The organism is Runella sp. R5_40 (assembly GCF_057652295.1).
On the sequence record NZ_JBYFCH010000069.1, the window covers coordinates 1 to 879 of the forward strand.

General features: G+C 42.4%; 1 protein-coding gene. It reads left to right on the top strand.

Going from position 1 to position 879, the window contains the following annotated elements; genetic code table 11:
* Positions 1-292: 292 nt before the first annotated feature.
* A partial coding sequence (locus AC23N5_RS31420) for a transposase (RefSeq protein ID WP_487758564.1) occupies positions 293-879 on the top strand: 587 nt, incomplete at its 3' end.

Below are 879 nucleotides of genomic sequence, written 5' to 3' on the forward strand. Positions count from 1 at the left end.
TTAAAATTAACCCTTTTGTCGAGATATAGCTACCGAAGGTTTTGTTCAACATCGGTTTTGCGTCAGGCGGGGTGACGGAAGTAATTGAACATTTATACTTCTATCAACATTTGTGCTATTTTTGGGCTGACGGTTTTCAAAGCCCTGCCTTCGCCAAGCCGTTTTCCGTTACCAGCAAGGCTAAACAACCGCACAGCCCGACACTTGAAAAAGCCAACGAACGACTGTTCACGACGTGTATGGAGACTGTAAAATGAACTCTGTCTAAAGGTTTTAACTTTAAGACAGAAGAATGGAAAAGACAGAATTTGAACAAATGCGCGACAAAGCGCTGGAGCAGTTAATGAAGGGACAGTCCTTAACTGGTAAGGATGGGGTTTTCGCTCCATTACTTCAACAATTTTTAGAAAGTGCTCTGGAGTCAGAAATGAACGCTCATCTCAATGATCAGGAGCGAGAGTCTGGCAACAAGCGTAATGGCAAGGGGAGCAAACGCTTAAAAACAACTTCGGGCGAAATTGTTTTAACTACGCCCCAAGACCGAAAAAGTTCCTTTTCTCCTCAAATCGTCAAAAAACGCGAAACAGTCTTAGCAGATAACCTTGCCCCTCAAATCATCGGGCTTTATAGTAAGGGGATGAGTTTCAGAGATATATCAGATCACATCCATCAAATGTATGATGTAGAAATATCTCATGCTACTCTTTCTGAGATTACTGAACGCGTAATTCCTCAGGTTAAAGAATGGCAAAGCAGGCCTTTAGAAAACCTTTACACCATTGTTTGGTTAGACGCAATGCAGCGCACGGATTTCTATGGTTTATGCAAGCGTGCGAGTATAATTTTTGTCATATTTTTGCTGGTGATGCACCACCGAGC